Annotated in this window: 15 protein-coding genes; 2 read left to right on the top strand and 13 right to left on the bottom strand. The window is 37.9% G+C overall.

Annotation, left to right across the window (positions count from 1 at the left end):
* Positions 1-6: 6 nt before the first annotated feature.
* The 6 genes from RCP16_RS07630 to RCP16_RS07605 all read right to left on the bottom strand — a co-directional run bounded on the left by RCP16_RS07630 (position 7) and on the right by RCP16_RS07605 (position 8,265).
* Positions 7-1,362: a glucoamylase family protein gene (locus tag RCP16_RS07630; RefSeq protein ID WP_308642053.1), complete on the bottom strand. Its 1,356-nt coding sequence runs from the start codon at positions 1,360-1,362 to the stop codon at positions 7-9.
* A gap of 288 nt (positions 1,363-1,650) precedes the next feature.
* The gene (locus tag RCP16_RS07625) at positions 1,651-2,952 is read right to left on the bottom strand and encodes an NCS2 family permease (RefSeq protein ID WP_069328862.1); all 1,302 of its coding nucleotides are present in this window, start codon (positions 2,950-2,952) and stop codon (positions 1,651-1,653) included.
* Positions 2,953-3,461: 509 nt separating this feature from the next.
* Positions 3,462-4,835 (bottom strand): NADP-specific glutamate dehydrogenase, encoded by a 1,374-nt coding sequence (gdhA, locus tag RCP16_RS07620; protein ID WP_308642052.1) that lies wholly within the window; start codon positions 4,833-4,835, stop codon positions 3,462-3,464.
* Between the two features lie 277 nt (positions 4,836-5,112).
* Entirely contained in the window at positions 5,113-5,826 is a 714-nt protein-coding gene (bglS, locus tag RCP16_RS07615; RefSeq protein ID WP_069328860.1) for a beta-glucanase, read from the bottom strand.
* A gap of 108 nt (positions 5,827-5,934) precedes the next feature.
* Positions 5,935-7,464: a glycoside hydrolase family 43 protein gene (locus tag RCP16_RS07610; protein ID WP_308642051.1), complete on the bottom strand. Its 1,530-nt coding sequence runs from the start codon at positions 7,462-7,464 to the stop codon at positions 5,935-5,937.
* Positions 7,465-7,824: 360 nt separating this feature from the next.
* Positions 7,825-8,265, bottom strand: a complete 441-nt coding sequence (locus RCP16_RS07605; protein ID WP_308642050.1) for a nuclear transport factor 2 family protein — start codon at positions 8,263-8,265, stop codon at positions 7,825-7,827.
* Between the two features lie 162 nt (positions 8,266-8,427).
* Here RCP16_RS07605 and RCP16_RS07600 point away from each other — a divergent pair, with 162 nt between their 5' ends.
* On the top strand, positions 8,428-8,997 hold the full coding sequence (locus RCP16_RS07600) for a TetR/AcrR family transcriptional regulator (protein ID WP_308642049.1): 570 nt from the start codon (positions 8,428-8,430) through the stop codon (positions 8,995-8,997).
* 104 nt (positions 8,998-9,101) lie between these two features.
* On the opposite strand, the gene RCP16_RS07595 is transcribed toward RCP16_RS07600, so the two are convergent.
* From RCP16_RS07595 to RCP16_RS07565, 7 genes are all read right to left on the bottom strand, one after another.
* The gene (locus RCP16_RS07595; RefSeq protein WP_069328856.1) at positions 9,102-9,653 is read right to left on the bottom strand and encodes a TetR/AcrR family transcriptional regulator; all 552 of its coding nucleotides are present in this window, start codon (positions 9,651-9,653) and stop codon (positions 9,102-9,104) included.
* 230 nt (positions 9,654-9,883) lie between these two features.
* A complete protein-coding gene (locus tag RCP16_RS07590) occupies positions 9,884-10,741 on the bottom strand; it encodes an aldo/keto reductase (RefSeq protein ID WP_308642048.1) in 858 nt (285 codons plus the stop codon).
* Between the two features lie 67 nt (positions 10,742-10,808).
* Entirely contained in the window at positions 10,809-11,204 is a 396-nt protein-coding gene (locus tag RCP16_RS07585; RefSeq protein WP_308642047.1) for a cupin domain-containing protein, read from the bottom strand.
* Between the two features lie 326 nt (positions 11,205-11,530).
* Positions 11,531-12,109 (bottom strand): TetR/AcrR family transcriptional regulator, encoded by a 579-nt coding sequence (locus RCP16_RS07580; protein ID WP_308642046.1) that lies wholly within the window; start codon positions 12,107-12,109, stop codon positions 11,531-11,533.
* 95 nt (positions 12,110-12,204) lie between these two features.
* On the bottom strand, positions 12,205-12,906 hold the full coding sequence (locus tag RCP16_RS07575; RefSeq protein ID WP_308642045.1) for an SDR family oxidoreductase: 702 nt from the start codon (positions 12,904-12,906) through the stop codon (positions 12,205-12,207).
* Between the two features lie 333 nt (positions 12,907-13,239).
* Positions 13,240-14,259 carry a Gfo/Idh/MocA family protein gene (locus tag RCP16_RS07570; RefSeq protein WP_308642044.1) on the bottom strand — a complete coding sequence of 340 codons (1,020 nt, stop codon included), beginning with the start codon at positions 14,257-14,259 and terminating at the stop codon, positions 13,240-13,242.
* 59 nt (positions 14,260-14,318) lie between these two features.
* Positions 14,319-15,089 (bottom strand): sugar phosphate isomerase/epimerase family protein, encoded by a 771-nt coding sequence (locus RCP16_RS07565; protein ID WP_069328849.1) that lies wholly within the window; start codon positions 15,087-15,089, stop codon positions 14,319-14,321.
* Positions 15,090-15,236: 147 nt separating this feature from the next.
* Between RCP16_RS07565 and RCP16_RS07560 the strand changes: the two genes are divergently transcribed.
* Complete coding sequence (locus tag RCP16_RS07560) at positions 15,237-16,064, top strand: AraC family transcriptional regulator (RefSeq protein WP_069328848.1); 828 nt, start codon at positions 15,237-15,239, stop codon at positions 16,062-16,064.
* Positions 16,065-16,169: the final 105 nt, after the last annotated feature.

Here is a 16,169-nt window from a genome sequence, read left to right as displayed (position 1 = left end):
ACTGATTTACTGAATCGAAAAGACCTCTTTCTTCAGCAAATTTTCTGGTTTCTTACCGATTGGATCACTGTGGAAATAATCACGAATAACGCCATCTTCTAGATAGTTAGCGATAGATATCATAATCATTCCTTGATCGAGAGCAAGATAAGCTTTGGCAAGTTCACCGGTCTTCACATTCACCGAATCGTAAAAGCCATACTTCCCAGCCATTTTCAATTTTTGGAGTGCTTTGATATTCTTTTGAGCTGCTTCAGGAGCATATTCTAGTGCAAGGAACGTTGCATGAGCAGTGACCGTTGCTCCATCTTTGTAACCGGAAATACCTAGCGGGGTCGCTGCAAATTCACTATACCCTGTCGGTGTTGCAGCAGGCGAGAACCCCCATGCAGCATACCCTTTGTCTTTAGCATATTGAATTTGTAATTGTACATAGCGTTTATTATTGAGTCCAAGTGCACGAGTACCCAATTCTTTTTCTTTAATGACCATACCTGGCATTAGCGCCTCGAACATGCTACCACCCCAGCTAGGTACAAATTTTTGTTTTTTATAGACATAGCTTCCTTCAAAAACTTTTACTCCATCGTATTTGACGGTTTTACCTTGAGGAACTTGAGACTGCCAATCGAATTCTGCTGGCATGGTACGGTACATTTTCCACCAATGTTCTTTGGGAACATCGCCTTTACCGATCGCAATATAACTTCCTACACGCGGTTCAGTATAAAAAGAACCATAATGATGTTCTGTCAGCTCGCCTTTAGCTACATCATACCCACCGCGGAATTGACCAACTTTGGGATCGTATAGTGTTGTATAATTCATCGCATTCACCAGTTGGCTCGTCTGAGCATGAAGTTCCTGATAAGCCTGACCTACAACAATTAGACCTGCTGAAATCCAGCCATTATCGACTTGCGAAATAAATTCTCCCCAATCTTTTTTCAAAGATCCATCATTTGTGTTATACCAGTTGTAAAATAAACCATTCCATTTATCCATTTTTTCCAGAGAATTAAGCGTCGTTTGCAAACGAGTTACTGCTTCTTTTTTACTAATCATACCTAACTGCTCGGCAGAAACAGTACTCATCATATACATTGCAATATTTGTAGGTGAAGTGCGTTTGGCTTCTTCTGTACCCTTTTCTGTTGTTCTGACTTCATCATAAGTTAAACCAGTATTAGGATCCGTATAGTCTTTAAAGTACCCGTATGTTTTATTTGCAACCGCTTTCAATTCAGAATGGAAAGCAGCCTTTTTGCTTGTTTGCTGTGCAGTTGCAACCATAGGAGTGAAAGTTAAACTGGTTAACAGACAAAAAGTTAAAAATAGACTCCATTTTTTTACTTTGTTCATTGACTTTTCTCCTTTCAAATTCAAATTGAAACGTTTCGCCATTTATAATACCATGAACCTTTAACTACCGTAAACCGTTAATTGATAACGCTTACTAAAAGGGGAAATGAATAATTCCTTTTGAGCTATAGAAGCGAAACGTTTCTTTTTTACTCTATAATAGATAGCTACATTGGCTTTTGGTCTTACCGATTCAACATGACTTTATGTGCTGTACTAAAGTATTTGGTAATACAAAAAAAGAACGATCTATAATAGACCGTCCTCTTCTTTGTAGTTATTCATATTCTAGTGATCTAAAAATACAAGTTGGATCAAGAATAATACTGCAAAAACATAGAAAACAGGATGAACTTCTTTTCCTTTACCACGAAGCAATTTGAGCAATGGATAGAAAATAAAACCAAAGCCAATCCCTGTTGCAATACTATGTGTTAATGGCATTAAGATAATAATTAAGAAAGCAGGGAAAGCAACTTCAAGGTCTTTCCAGTCGATCTTGCTAATCACACTGATCATAAAGTAACCAACAATAATCAATGCTGGTGAAGTAATAGCTGGAATACCGGAGATTACACTTACGATAGGTGCAAAGAATAACGTAAGGGCAAGCAATATACTTACTGTGATCGCTGTAAGCCCTGTTCGACCGCCTGCTGCAACACCTGTACTTGATTCAATATAAGCAGAAGTTGGACTTGTTCCTAGCAAAGAACCTGTTGTCGTTCCTACTGCATCTGCTAAAAGCGCACCGCGGGAACGTGGGAACTTGCCATCTTTATTAAGAAGCCCTGCTTGCTCTGCAACACCAAGCATTGTTCCTGTCGTATCAAATAAGGTAATTAATAAGAAGGTAAAGATGATCGTATATAGACCATTTGAGAACACACCTGCTAGATCCAGTTGGAAAGCAGTCGTTGCTAATCCATGTGGCATAGCCATAATAGATGCAGGCAATTGGAACAATCCTAAGATCCAAGCCAGAATAGCTGTAACGACCATACCTATAAACAGATAACCTTTTACATTATACGCCATCAGAACCACCGTAATTAATAACCCGATAATTGTTAGATATGTCATTGGCTCTGTAAGATTACCAATCGTAATTAGATTGGATTCGGAAGCAATAATGATACCCGAGTTCTGTAGACCTACTGTTGTAATAAAAAGTCCAATCCCTGCTGTAATAGCATGCTTCAAACTGGCTGGAATTGCATCAAGCAACATATAACGGAATGAAGTCACAGATAGAATAATAAACAATATACCTGCGATAAATACGGCACCCAGAGCAACCTGCCAGGTGACACCATATCCGCCTACAACACTATAAGCAAAAAATGCATTTAGACCCATACCCGGTGCGAGCACAATTGGATAGTTAGACCATAATCCCATAATTAGAGTCGCTACGATACTTGCTAAAATAGTAGCAATAAATACTCCATTAAAATCCATTCCGGTGCTACTGAGTATTCCCGGATTGACGATAACAATATAGACCATTGTAAAAAATGTAGTTAATCCTGCAATAATTTCGGTTGAAACGGTCGTGCCTCTTTCTTTGAGTTTGAACCAGTTATCCATGGTCAAGCCATCCTCCACGCCGTATCTATTCATAAAAGCTAAAAAATCCTGATTTTCTTATAGGAAGATGTGGTAGGTACTCCTATAATAGTGATAAGGATTTAACATATATATTTATGAATAAATTCAAGGCAATTATATTTATGATTCGTTTTGAAGCTGATGTCCCTTTCGAATTTTAATGAATTTCATAGGTGTTGTCAATGAAATATTGTTTTTTAGATCGCTATTTACGAACTATCTATTTATTTTTATGTTTTTTATTCGTTTTTTACTTCTTTATTACATTATATTATAGCGTCATCAATTATAAATACATCTCTACTATTATTCATCTATGGATTGGTAGGCAGCGCCTATATTAATCGGTAATATATTCTGTTTAGTTGCAAGCAAAAAAGAGACAATCTTTAAAGACTGTCTCTTTTTTGCTTGTTGTTAATTACTTGTATAGTTTACGCAATGTTTTTGGAAGATTGAAATCATTTACCATATAAATTTTCTTTTATTTAAACAATACCTTGAGCAATCATTGCTTCAGCGACTTTTTTGAAACCTGCAATATTGGATCCTGCGACCAGATTCCCTTCGAATCCATAGTCTTCGGCTGCTTCAATACTATCTTGATAAATATGTTGCATAATCTTTTTGAGACGTCCATCTACTTCATCGAAGCTCCATGATAAGCGCATACTATTTTGAGCCATTTCAAGAGCAGATACAGCTACTCCGCCTGCATTGGCTGCTTTGCCTGGAGCAAATAGAATATTATTCGCTAAAAGAATATGAACCGCCTCCAAAGTTGTTGGCATATTCGCCCCTTCAGCGATTGCAATTACACCGTTATCGATGAGCTGACGTGCTGCTACTTCATTCAATTCATTTTGTGTGGCGCATGGAAGTGCAATTTCACAATCCACATTCCAAATGTTTGTACTTCCTTCATAATAAGATGCTTCTGGATGATGAAGTGTATAATCGCTAATTCTTCCTGCCTCTACAAGCTTAATCTGCTTCACCGTATTCAACTGAATGCCATTTGGATCAAAAATATAACCACTAGAATCACTACAAGCGACAACATGTGCGCCTAGTTCTTGAGCTTTTTGTATAGCAAAAATCGAAACATTCCCACTACCTGATACAACGGTCTGACGACCCGCTAATTCTAAACCTTGTGAAGCAAGCATTTCTTGTAAAAAGTAGATACATCCGTAACCCGTTGCTTCTGTCCGACCTAGACTACCACCATAACCAATCCCTTTTCCTGTTAATACACCAGGTTCATTGCCGCTACGGATTCTTTTGTATTGCCCGAAAAGAAAGCCAATCTCTCGTCCACCTACACCGATATCTCCAGCAGGGACATCGACATCTGAACCCATATATTTATATAGCTCTGTCATAAAGCTTTGACAGAAACGCATAATCTCAAGATCTGATTTCCCTTTCGGATCAAAATCAGAACCACCTTTACCGCCACCAATGGGCTGACCGGTTAAGGCATTCTTAAAAGTCTGTTCAAATCCAAGAAATTTAATAATACTAGCATTTACACTTTTGTGAAAACGTAGACCTCCTTTATAAGGTCCAAGTGTACTATTGAATTGCACACGAAATCCACGATTTACCTGTACTTTTCCTTGATCGTCTACCCACGGAACACGAAATGAAATAAGACGTTCGGGTTCTACAATTCGCTCTAAAATAGCATATTTCTGATATTCAGGGTGCTTTTTAATCACAGGTGCCATACTTTCCAGAAACTCGCTGACAGCTTGATGAAACTCGACCTCATGAGGATTGCGTTGGACGACTGTTTGGTAAATAGATTGTATGTAGGTTTCAACATCTGGTTGGACTTCGGTTATCAATTGACTCATAAGTATGCACCCCTTATTGATATTTATTATCATGTAAGATTCAAGTAAGCTTTAAATTATTATAGATAGTAACACCTATATACGCAATCATTTGTTTGTACATGCATAAACTATTTTTATAATCTACAGCATCCATATGTTTATGTAATGCGGATTTTTTTCCGTAAAGCTACGTATCCGTTATAAACAAAATGTAATGATAAAAGCTATATAAAACAGTTTAATTTGTTCCAAAAAAAGAAGAGACAGCCCTATAAGGCCGCCTCTTCTATCATCATTAATTACTGGTGTATTTCACCCAATCATATTCTGCATATAATGGATTCGCTCCATTATAAGACCCTAACCAGTCGTCTACTCCTTTACCATTCCAGATATTCATCATAATTTTACCTGCATTGGTTGGAATATTGGTGGTTGCGGTATGCTTGAGTACGCCATCGACATACCATTTGATTGAATTAGGCTGCCAGTCGAAAGCATACGTATGGAAGCCTTGTGAAGCATCAAAGCCCAAATTAATGACTTTTTCATGATTCCCGACACCATTGGTATAATAATTGAATTGTACTTTAGTCGTATCTTTACCTAGAAACTCAATATCAATCTCATCCCACGGTGTTCCATCTGTAGGTCCTGTGTACGTAAAGAAGGAAGATATAATACCTGTGTTTTTGGCAGGCTTCATACTCACTTCATACTTACCGTATTTGTATTTGTTAGTCGAACGGTATTCTGCACAATCGAACTTGTTGGCTGCTGAACTTGTCAATCCTAGTCTAAGCTTACCATCGCTTGTAAAATTAGCATTATTACCACGCCATGTACAATTGAACATATCTCCATTAGAGTATCCATCTGCTTTTTGCCATGTGCTTGCATTAAAATAAGTCAGTGGTTCCCAGAAGACTGTTCCTGCAAATGCACTTACCGAGACAAATAGTGAAATAACTCCTGTAGCTGCCAACGTTACCCAAGATTTCTTTTTCATAAATACCTCCATCTTAATATGAGATAAAATCCATATTCTAAATAGGGTCTCCAGCAACATCGAAGATCGTCTACTAGAGACCCAATCGTAAAACATCAGTTGGATCTATTAGGAAGCGAACTGCCAGTAATCCAGATTGAATAGATTCGCATTTCCTGAGCCTGTAAATACGAGGTATACATTATGAATACCAGTCACATTATTAATCGTTGTCTGCATCTCTTTCCAGTTCTGCATACCTCCGGTGGAAGTTACTTTCAAAGTCCCTACCAGAGGACCTGTGTCACTATCCAGTCGCACTTCAATATTGCCTCCACCCGTCGTTGCTACATTCGCTTTGAATGTTTTGGCTCCATTAGAACCGAAGTCTGCTCTGCCAACAGCGACCCAATCTCCATTATTAATATTGGTCACATTGAGATTGCTAATCGGGCCACCGCTTGCTTGTGTAGGCTCTGTAGCAATACCTGCTTGCCATCCAATCGTCTCTGCTTCCACCCGGGTATAAGGATTGATATTCGATAGTTGAGCGATACCAGCCATATTCGCTTGTACTTCAGCAATACTGCCATCTGCATTGTGTACTAATTTATTGATATGTGGGGAACGATATCCTTTTCCTGTGCCAATTTGAGCTTTGCTTACAGTTTGCGCATGATATACGACATACCATTCGTTTTTAAAATTAAAGACAGCATGATGGTTGTTCCCACCTACGCCGAAGAAGTTATACGGATTTTTCAGAAAATGACCTTTGTACGTAAAAGGTCCCATCGGATTATCACTTACCATATAACCGATCTCCCCTGCTGGATATTGTGCAGGATGGGTACCGGCAAAATTAATACAGTAGGAATAATAGTATTTTCCGTTGTACTTATGAATCCCTGAATCTTCAAACATATAGGGAGCATCGATTGTAGTCGCACTACCATTGACACTGATCATATCGGCTCCTAATTTGATCACTTTAGCTGTTTTCGGATTAGCGATAGAAGCAGGATTAGATTCATTAGGGATGCCGCCTCCGCTATACAAGTATCCTGTACCATCATCATTTAAAAGAACAGCAGGATCGAAAAGCCATGTTACTCCCGCCATGCCCGGTGTACTTTGGGTTAATAGCGCTTTGCCAAGTGGGTCTGTCCATGGTCCAATCGGTGAGTCTGCGGTCAAAACACCAATTCCTGAACCACCATTAGCGAAATATAAAAAGAATTTATCTTTACCATTTATTTTTTTGGTAGCTACTGCTGGAGCCCATGAATTGCCAGCCCATTTAGCGATACCTTTGCCACCATTTTTGTTATTTACTCCAGCGACAGGTATTGTTCCATGATCAGTCCAATTGACCATGTCTGCGGAAGAGCTGACTTGAATACGATCAAGTGAACTAAAATCATTTTCTTTAATCGAGCCATCACTGTTATACACGTAGGTATCACTGGACATATAAACATAGACTCTTCCGTTATAGACCAATGAATAAGGGTCAGCTCCTAATTTGTGATCCATTAAAGGATTGGAATTACCAGGAAGCTTAGCTAATGGTCGATTTGCAGCATCTACAGGTAATGTAGAAAAGACACTGAATACTAAAGCGACAGCAAGGAACAAACCGAAACATTTTCTGATCATCTGAATACCTCCGTTATTTTATATGGTATAAAGCTGAGCTATTCGTTACTTTGTGTATAAGAAAGAATATACTCAGACTTGTACCTGCGAGAAAATAGACATTAAAGTACATTTTGATAACGCTTACATTTGCATGCATATAAAAAGCGCATCCAAGAAGGTCAGCGCATGGGTAAAGTTAAAAAGGTTAAATATGTATTAAATTGAAGATAATGTTTTATTCGGCATAATCATAACATGACCTATGCAATATAACAACATTCTGACATATAAAAATAACGCTATCTAAAACGAATAAGAAAACAACGTAAAAAAGAGCCAAGGAAGTTATCCATCAGCTCTTTTGTTTAGGATTTTAGTTTAAGATTGTAATGGTCTAGATTCAATCATAATCATGTATTCTGCGCGTTCTTGTATTAACCATGCTCCGTTTTGACGTACATACACGTCATCATATCGAATACTATAATCGGATAGAATATCGACTCCCTGTTCTTCTCGAATGACTTTCATTTGCGAAAATACGATTCCTTCGGCAGTATCTCCGTTCACGGTTACTTTATGCTGTCCATTGATAGTAAAATAACACTTGATCTCATTCACATGGGTCATAAATTCTTTTTTTAATGATTCTGTTCCAGTGATGGTTGAAATCAATTGACCACCTATATAAATAGTAAATTTCGCATCAGGTGTAAATAAATTCATTTGCTCTGAAATCTTCTTCTCATCAGTTAAAATAGCATAATCATCGACCAAGCTTCTTAATTCGGATACGGCTTCTAAACGTTCTAGTGACATGATGTCACCCTCCTTTAAATGGTATATTTGTTTTGCAGATGTACGTCCTATTGCTTATTATAAGAAGTATTGTAGTACGTTCAATCGTTAATCTAGCGCTTTTTGTAGGATATTCAACAGAAGCCATCGATCTGTTAGATATCTTGGAATGGAGGAATAGACATGAGTACAAAAGTAGATCGAAGAATCGTCAAAACAAAGGATGCTATCTTTCAATCGTTTCTTTCTTTGATTGCGGAAAAGAATTTCGAAGAGATTACAATCAATGAAATTGCTGAGCGAGCTAATGTAAATCGAGGGACGATCTATTCTCATTACACAGATAAATATGATTTACTGGATCGGTGTATCGAGGTCTACTTGAATAAAATGAGTATGGTAAGTACAACCATTGATGCTAATGGAGACACGATCGATCTATTACAATCTTCGTTGCTCCCGATTGTTCATTATTTTGAAGAACACTATACATTCTATGCTTCTATGTTTGCGAATAAAGGGGTTCCTACTTTCCGTCAGCGCTTACTGGATATTGTGATCGAGAATATTAGAATGCATATTAATATGGAAGATGATAATAAACCCTATAATAAAGAATTTATTACTCATTTTATGGCTTCTGCTTTTGTAGGCACGATCGAATGGTGGATTGTCAATCAGATGCCTCAGTCACCTGATGAGATATCTGATCAATTGTGGGGACTATTAAAGCGTAATCAAGTCATTCATTAGCTTCAACTTTGTTACTCCGTTACGTCTCTACGACAAAAAAGAACGACTACCTATATGGAGTCGTTCTTTTTGATGTGATGAGTTATTATTCTAGAGCCTTAGATTTAAGATTCTACAACTCTTTCCAATAGATCGCCTACTTTTTCTGCCATTTCTCTAGGTGAGTAAGGCATCTCATTTTTGATCCACCATTCCACTACGCCAACATAAGCATTAGCTACGAACTCGGCGAGGATTTCTTCATTCTGCCCTTTATTTTTTCCTGTAGTGATATCGATATCTTTTTTGAACTCTTTAATATTATGTTCTACAAATTGATTACGGAAAAAAGAAGCTCCTTCACTCGCTAACATAGTCGAAAAGAATAAATAATTTTCTTCTAAGTATTCGATACAGTGTACTGTAGATTCGAACCAGTCGAGATCAGCTTCTGTCTCGCAGATCGTAGACATATTCACAATATGCTCCTCAATCATTTTATCCAACAGATCAAATTTATCCAGATAATGAAGATACACTGTAGCACGATTGATATTGGCTCGGTCTGCAATATCTTGAATCGTAATACTATCGAATTTCTTTTCTGACATCAGTTCCAAAAGTGCTTTCTTAATCGCTTCTTGGGTGCGCAGTACTCTTCGATCTACTTTAACAATCAGAACTCAACACATCCTTCTCTATATCATTCACAATATATACAATACACATGCAACACATTGATTATAAATTATAGACAGTTGTCGTAAAAACATCAATTGTAGTCTATTTTATAATACTCTTTCTAATAGGTATACATAAAAAGCTAGTAAAGTGCTTTTTAAAAGCAACTCTACTAGCTTCTGTACGTCATCCGATAATATAACTGCGAATGCTGTTAGTATTGATCTTATTCCAATCCTTTTTTAGCATAATCGGTTAACATTTCAACCGTTGCTGGATCAGAGTGAGAGAAGAATGAACTTTTCTCTGTATCTAAAGCGATTAATTTTTCCATATCTTGCGCGCTTAATTCAAAATCAAACACGTTAAAGTTTTGTTCCATTCGTTCTTTGTTAACCGTTTTGGGAATGACGACTATCCCTTGTTGAATCAAAAAGCGTAAGGCAACTTGAGCAGTCGATTTACCATATTGCTCCCCAATTTCTTGTAAAGTAGGATTAGTGAATAGATCATTTTTACCTTCTGCAAAAGGACCCCACGATTCAATCTGTGTATTGTATTTTTTCATAATTTCATTCGCTTTGATTTGTTGGTTAAAGACATGGGTCTCGACTTGATTTACCGCAGGTACTACTTCAGCAAATTTCACCAGATCAATATAGCGGTCAGGATAGAAGTTACTGACTCCGATCGCTTTGATTTTGCCTGCTTTATAGTACTCTTCCATAGCACGGTAAGTCCCATAGTAATCGTTAAACGGTTGATGGATTAACAGTAGATCCAGATAATCCAATTGAAGCTTGCGAAGAGATTCGTCTATAGAAGCTTTCGCTTTTTCATAACCTGCATTGGAAATCCAGACTTTAGTGGTGATAAATAATTCTTCTCTAGGCACTCCACTCTTCTGAATTGCACGACCAACCGCTTCTTCATTTCTATAAGCTTGAGCAGTATCAATTGAACGATACCCTACGCTGATAGCATCCAGTACACATTGTTCACATTCTGCTTGATCGGGAATTTGATACACACCATATCCCAAAATCGGCATTTTAACTCCATTATTTAATGTTACGTATTCCATATTGATTCACCTCATCTATGATTTTGAAATTCTATTTTGTACAGTAGCAATTTATAAGATTGTTATATTATAAATGGTTGAACCACTCATCTTCTACCGGCTCTAGCCAATCGGTTTCTCCTGGAGTCATCGCTAAATGAACAAACCAGCTGTCTTTAGTTGCGCCATGCCAGTGTTTTACATGAGCTGGAATATTCACAACATCACCGGTCTGAAGCGCTTGAGCAGGCTGTCCTTCGGCTTGATACCATCCTTTACCACCAGTGACTAATAAGACTTGACCCACATGATGAGAATGCCAGTTATTACGAGCACCCGGAGCGAAGGTTACATTACCAATCGCTGTATTTAAAGGAGTCGCATCTGTAAAGACCATTTGCAAATAAGCATCGCCTACAAAGTTGGCTTTTACTTTTTCACCTAAAGGAAAAATAGTACTGTTTTGTAATTGTTCATTTTCCATCATCAATCCCTACTTTCTATTTATGGTTCTATATAGTAGTTACAATCAAATACTGCAAACGAATCATCGATCTCGTTATTCTGATTTCTGAGAAGCTTCTTCTACACATCGTAACGCATTGAGACTACGTGGATACCCGATATATAGTATCTTTCCCCATATGACTATTATGACTCATAAGACCCTTATCCTAATATCCCGATTATCTTAAATGATTGCCTAATTCTCTTAATGCCTTTAGAAGTGAATATTAAGCCCGTATAACACAAAAAAAAGCCGCTACATGAGCGACTTTAAATGTATAAATAATTTGTTAATATATAATGTTAACTTTTTAATAAGTCTATAGATACATCTACGATATGCAATAACTTGGCTTTGTCTACAGAAGATCTTCCCATCACGCGTATACCGATCGACACGGTATGCAGATATTCGGCTAGTTCTTTAGCACTCTGTTTGGTAGTGAATTCGCCATCCTGTTGACCCCACAGAATAATCTGTTCAAGCATACCTTCTGTTCCTTTAAATGATTCGATCGACTTAGCATTTACTTCTGCATCGCGGGCAGCCAGTTCTGTTACTGAATTGACTAACAAGCAACCGGATGGCAAATCCTCTTGATCTGTAACCATAAATTGAAAAATAGAATATAATGCTTCTGTTGCCGTTTGGGATGGCTTGATTTCACTTGTGAGATTCGCTTGCACTTTGCCCATATAACGAGTGATTGCTTGCAGAAATAGTGAGTGCTTATCACCAAATGTATCATATAAACTTCTACGATGAATACCCATATGTGTGACTAGATCACTCATCGATGTTTTCTCATAACCTTGTTCCCAAAACAAAATCATAGCTTTATCTAATACTTCATTAACGTCAAATTCTTTGCTTCTTGACACAAAACTCCCCCCAATACGAAGAATGTAACATATTGAGAACGTTAAGTAAAGAAAGCTTCGAACAGGAAATATATCAATAGATTAACGATCCGATTTTATTGAAATAGTTGTGAATATAGAGCAGGAACTCCTCCAGCAAGCCCTTGTTGCACTTGTTGACTGATAGAATCAGCAATAATCTCGTAAAGATCAGCTTCGATTCCATCAATTGCGATTTTAGCAATGTCTTGTGGAGACGATTTTGGTGCATCTACATGAGTAGTCATATCGGTATCCATAAAGCCTACGTGTAATCCAGCGACTTTAATATTTTTAGGCGCTAATTCAAGACGTAACACATTCGTTAATCCCCATTCAGCAGCTTTGGCAGCAGCATATGCACCTTCTTGACCTGTACTAACCCAAGACAATACAGATAAGATATTTAGGATTGAACCTCCGCCATTTTTTTCAATAACAGGTGCAAATGCACGAATCATCGAAAGAGCTCCGAACGCATGAGTATTAAATTCGATATGAATATCTTCTAAACTGCCTGTTAATAAAGAAGCTCCTGTTGCTGACCCTGCATTATTGATAAGTACTGTTGCATCACTTGCAATTTCAGTGGCTGTCATTACAGATTGAGGATTGGTGATATCCAATTGTAACGGAATAGCTCCTGGTAGATCGACAGATTCTGGATTTCTTGCTCCTGCATATACTTTAGCTCCTCTTGCCAAAAGCTCAAGAGCCAACTGTTTACCCAAACCTCGATTAGCACCACTAACGATAACAACTTGTTTTGAAATATCCATTTTTTCACTACTCCTCATATAGAATGATCGTTCTCAATTTGTCAAAAAAATAATTTCTTACGAATACTTTATGAATAATCTAAAAGTAAACTCTTTCGAGAATGATCGTTCCCGTTGAATAAAGTATAGTTTATTTGAGAACGATCAGTCAACTATTATTTTGAAGTTCTTTTTCTATGTCCCTAAATATAGAAGTTTTATTGTAGTCACGCTTGTATTTCTATTCCATATAAACAAATGAATAACTAAGAATATAGTTCTACGTAGTTAAATATAAAAAAGACCGAGCTTCTATAGAGAAGTCACGGTCTTTCTGCACTATTTGCTAAAAGATTACAATTGTACGACACGTCCTGTTTTCTGTGATTCAAAAGCACCCAAAATCACTTTAACGGCACGCAAACCTTCTTCGCCAGAAATCGTAGGAGGTGTATTCGTAGTAATAGACTCTACAAATGCATCAATAACACCACTTGGAACTTGTTTCTCATTGGTAGACATCATACCTACTTGGTACGTTTCTACTGTTCCATCTGTTAATTCTACAATGACTTCGTTACCTTCCACAGTACCGATCTTCATCACACCATTTTCACACCACAAGATTGTACTGTTGTCTCCGCCTTTGTACTGTGTCCAACTTGCTACCAGTGTTCCGATTGCTCCGCTCTTCATACGTAACAAGCAAGTTGCGTTGTCATCAACTTCTGTACCTTCTTTGTGCAATGTGCCAATAAAGCTAGCAACATCAGCTACTTCATCATTTAACAAGTAACGGATAAAATCGGATTTGTGTACGCCTAGATCGCCCATTGCGCCCATAATAGCTTCTTCTTTACGGAAAAACCAGCTATCTGCTCCGTCTACACTCCATCCTTCAGGACCTGGATGTCCGAAAGAGGTACGGAACGTTAGGACTTTACCTAATTTGCCAGAATCCAAAATTTCTTTCGCTTTCACGTGAGGAGGCATTAAGCGCTGGTTATGTCCAACCATCAAATATACATTATTTTTGTGAGCAGCTTCGATCATTTGCTCTGCTTCTTCAATCGAACAAGCCATCGGCTTTTCAACCAATACGTGTTTACCGGCATTAGCCGCTGCAATCGTCATTGGAGCATGCAAATAGTTCGGTGTACATACACTGACTGCATCGATATCTTCGTTAGCCAAAATTTCTTCATAGCTTGCATACGCTTTACCGCCGTATAATTCAACCATTTCTTGTGCACGTTCAAGGTTAGGATCGGCAAAAGCGACCAATTCGACATGTTGATTTTCTGCATATTCTGGAATATGTCTGCGCTGAGCGATAGCTCCGCAACCAAATACAGCTACTTTAATCTTGTTCATAAATAATAGTCTCCTTTTATTGGATATCGTTGGATGTATGTGTACTGATAGATATTGGATTAATTTAAGTAATTTTGTTTAAGCCAGTTATAGCTGTTGGACACGCTTTCAAGAGGTGGATTCTGACACACATCTTGTTCTACGATGAGCCATTGTACGCCTGCTTTACCTGCTTGTTCAATCACTTGTGGCAAGTTTACAATTCCTTGTCCCAATTCTAATGTTTTCATTTGACCCTGCTCATCTTTGTCAAAGTCTTTAAGATGAAGAAGTGGCAAGCGTCCTGCATATTTTTGAATATATTCTAACGGATCTTGTCCTGCAAACTGTACCCAACATACATCCATTTCTACTTGTACAGCTTCTGGAGTCGTCTCAGCAAACATACCATCAAATGCGTTCGTGTCTTTGAATGCACCGTGGAATTCAAAATCATGGTTGTGATAACCAAACGTTAATCCTTGTTTGCTTGCTTCTGCACCAAATTGTTGTAACTCTGTAAATAATGCGCCCCATTCCTCACTGCTTTGCGGACGATCTTCTGGCATAATGTAAGGACAGATCATATACTGAGCACCGATTACTTTTAAATAATCGATTTCTTTTTGCAAATTATCGCGCATCGATTGTAAAGGAACATGGCTACTGAATCCTTTGAGTCCAAGTTCGTCTAAAAGCGCCTTCATTTCTTCAGCCGGAATATCGCCATAACCTGCAAATTCTACACCTTGATAGCCAAGCTCAGCAACTTTACGTAACGTTCCCGGGAAATCTTTAGCTGTCTCATCACGGAGTGTAAATAATTGCAGACCAATATTTAATGTTGTCATGTCAAAAGCACCTCTTTGGATTATTTTTATTCTATGTGTAAGAGTTATCTTTCATCTATTATTTTAGAACAAGACACGCTAAAATGAACATACACAATATCGTAAAAACATGAACTATTTGCTCAACTTTTAGCTAGGGGGATTATTTTGGACACATCTCTTTTGATCTGTGATCATTCATATCATTACAAAGCATTCAATCATCATATAAAAAGTGGCTTACAACATTACATTTTCCGCTTGCAGACAGAGGGCAGTTGTGAAGCTTTCACCTGTGGAAATCGTTATGTATTAAAAAGTGGTGATTTGCTGTTACTCAAACCGGGAGATGATTATCATCTGGTTGTGCAAGAACCGGCTAAAAAAGATGGATTATCTAGCGGAGATTATTACTTGTTCTGTCAAGGCACATGGATTGATGAATGGTGGCAACGCCAACCACGCTCTACTGTATACTCTATTGGAACCGAAAGTAAATTGATCGGATTATGGCACAATCTTTTATTGGAAAAGCGGCGCGGTCTTCCTGAAGAAGATACTGAATTAGAAGATGTACTGTTACGTAGCTTGTGTCTGTATATTGATCGTGCGATTAGCGATACAGTACAAATGAATCGTAAAGGCTCAGCAACCCTTTTGCTAAAGCGGTTTATCGAAGAACATGCTACAGTGACTTTCAAATTAGAAGAAGCCGCCAGATATGCAGGGCTTAGTCTTTCAAGGGCCGTCAAATTATTTAAAGAACATTATGGGAAAACGATGATTCAATATGCGATTGAAATTCGTCTCAAAGCTGCAATTGAGCAAATTCAATATAGCGAAATGACACTTGAACATATTGCAGAGACATGTGGCTTTGCAAGTTATTCTTATTTCCACCGTGTGTTCCGTAATCAATTCGGTATGTCTCCTGTAGAATACAGAGCGTCTAATCCTATAATAGAACTCTACAAGGTAGAACAAATGAACGGATAAGGCAGTATGCCTTATCTTCTTTTTTTGAAAGCGTAATCATGATATGATCAGTCTGTCATATTACTCTGGAAAGGAAACTGTACGATGGTTACGCTGGTGATCCAT

Source organism: Paenibacillus nuruki (assembly GCF_963311185.1).
Lineage (GTDB): Bacteria > Bacillota > Bacilli > Paenibacillales > Paenibacillaceae > Saccharibacillus > Saccharibacillus nuruki.
The sequence above is the reverse complement of the archived record's forward strand: the minus strand, read 5'-3'. Positions and strand labels throughout refer to the sequence as shown.

Excerpts from the sequence above, each read along its gene's own strand:
- RCP16_RS07630 (WP_308642053.1), bottom strand. The coding sequence starts at position 1,362 with ATGAACAAAGTAAAAAAATGGAGTCTATTTTTAACTTTTTGTCTGTTA.
- RCP16_RS07625 (WP_069328862.1), bottom strand. The coding sequence starts at position 2,952 with ATGGATAACTGGTTCAAACTCAAAGAAAGAGGCACGACCGTTTCAACC.
- gdhA (WP_308642052.1), bottom strand. The coding sequence starts at position 4,835 with ATGAGTCAATTGATAACCGAAGTCCAACCAGATGTTGAAACCTACATA.
- bglS (WP_069328860.1), bottom strand. The coding sequence starts at position 5,826 with ATGAAAAAGAAATCTTGGGTAACGTTGGCAGCTACAGGAGTTATTTCA.
- RCP16_RS07610 (WP_308642051.1), bottom strand. The coding sequence starts at position 7,464 with ATGATCAGAAAATGTTTCGGTTTGTTCCTTGCTGTCGCTTTAGTATTC.
- RCP16_RS07605 (WP_308642050.1), bottom strand. The coding sequence starts at position 8,265 with ATGTCACTAGAACGTTTAGAAGCCGTATCCGAATTAAGAAGCTTGGTC.
- RCP16_RS07600 (WP_308642049.1), top strand. The coding sequence starts at position 8,428 with ATGAGTACAAAAGTAGATCGAAGAATCGTCAAAACAAAGGATGCTATC.
- RCP16_RS07590 (WP_308642048.1), bottom strand. The coding sequence starts at position 10,741 with ATGGAATACGTAACATTAAATAATGGAGTTAAAATGCCGATTTTGGGA.
- RCP16_RS07585 (WP_308642047.1), bottom strand. The coding sequence starts at position 11,204 with ATGGAAAATGAACAATTACAAAACAGTACTATTTTTCCTTTAGGTGAA.
- RCP16_RS07575 (WP_308642045.1), bottom strand. The coding sequence starts at position 12,906 with ATGGATATTTCAAAACAAGTTGTTATCGTTAGTGGTGCTAATCGAGGT.
- RCP16_RS07570 (WP_308642044.1), bottom strand. The coding sequence starts at position 14,259 with ATGAACAAGATTAAAGTAGCTGTATTTGGTTGCGGAGCTATCGCTCAG.
- RCP16_RS07565 (WP_069328849.1), bottom strand. The coding sequence starts at position 15,089 with ATGACAACATTAAATATTGGTCTGCAATTATTTACACTCCGTGATGAG.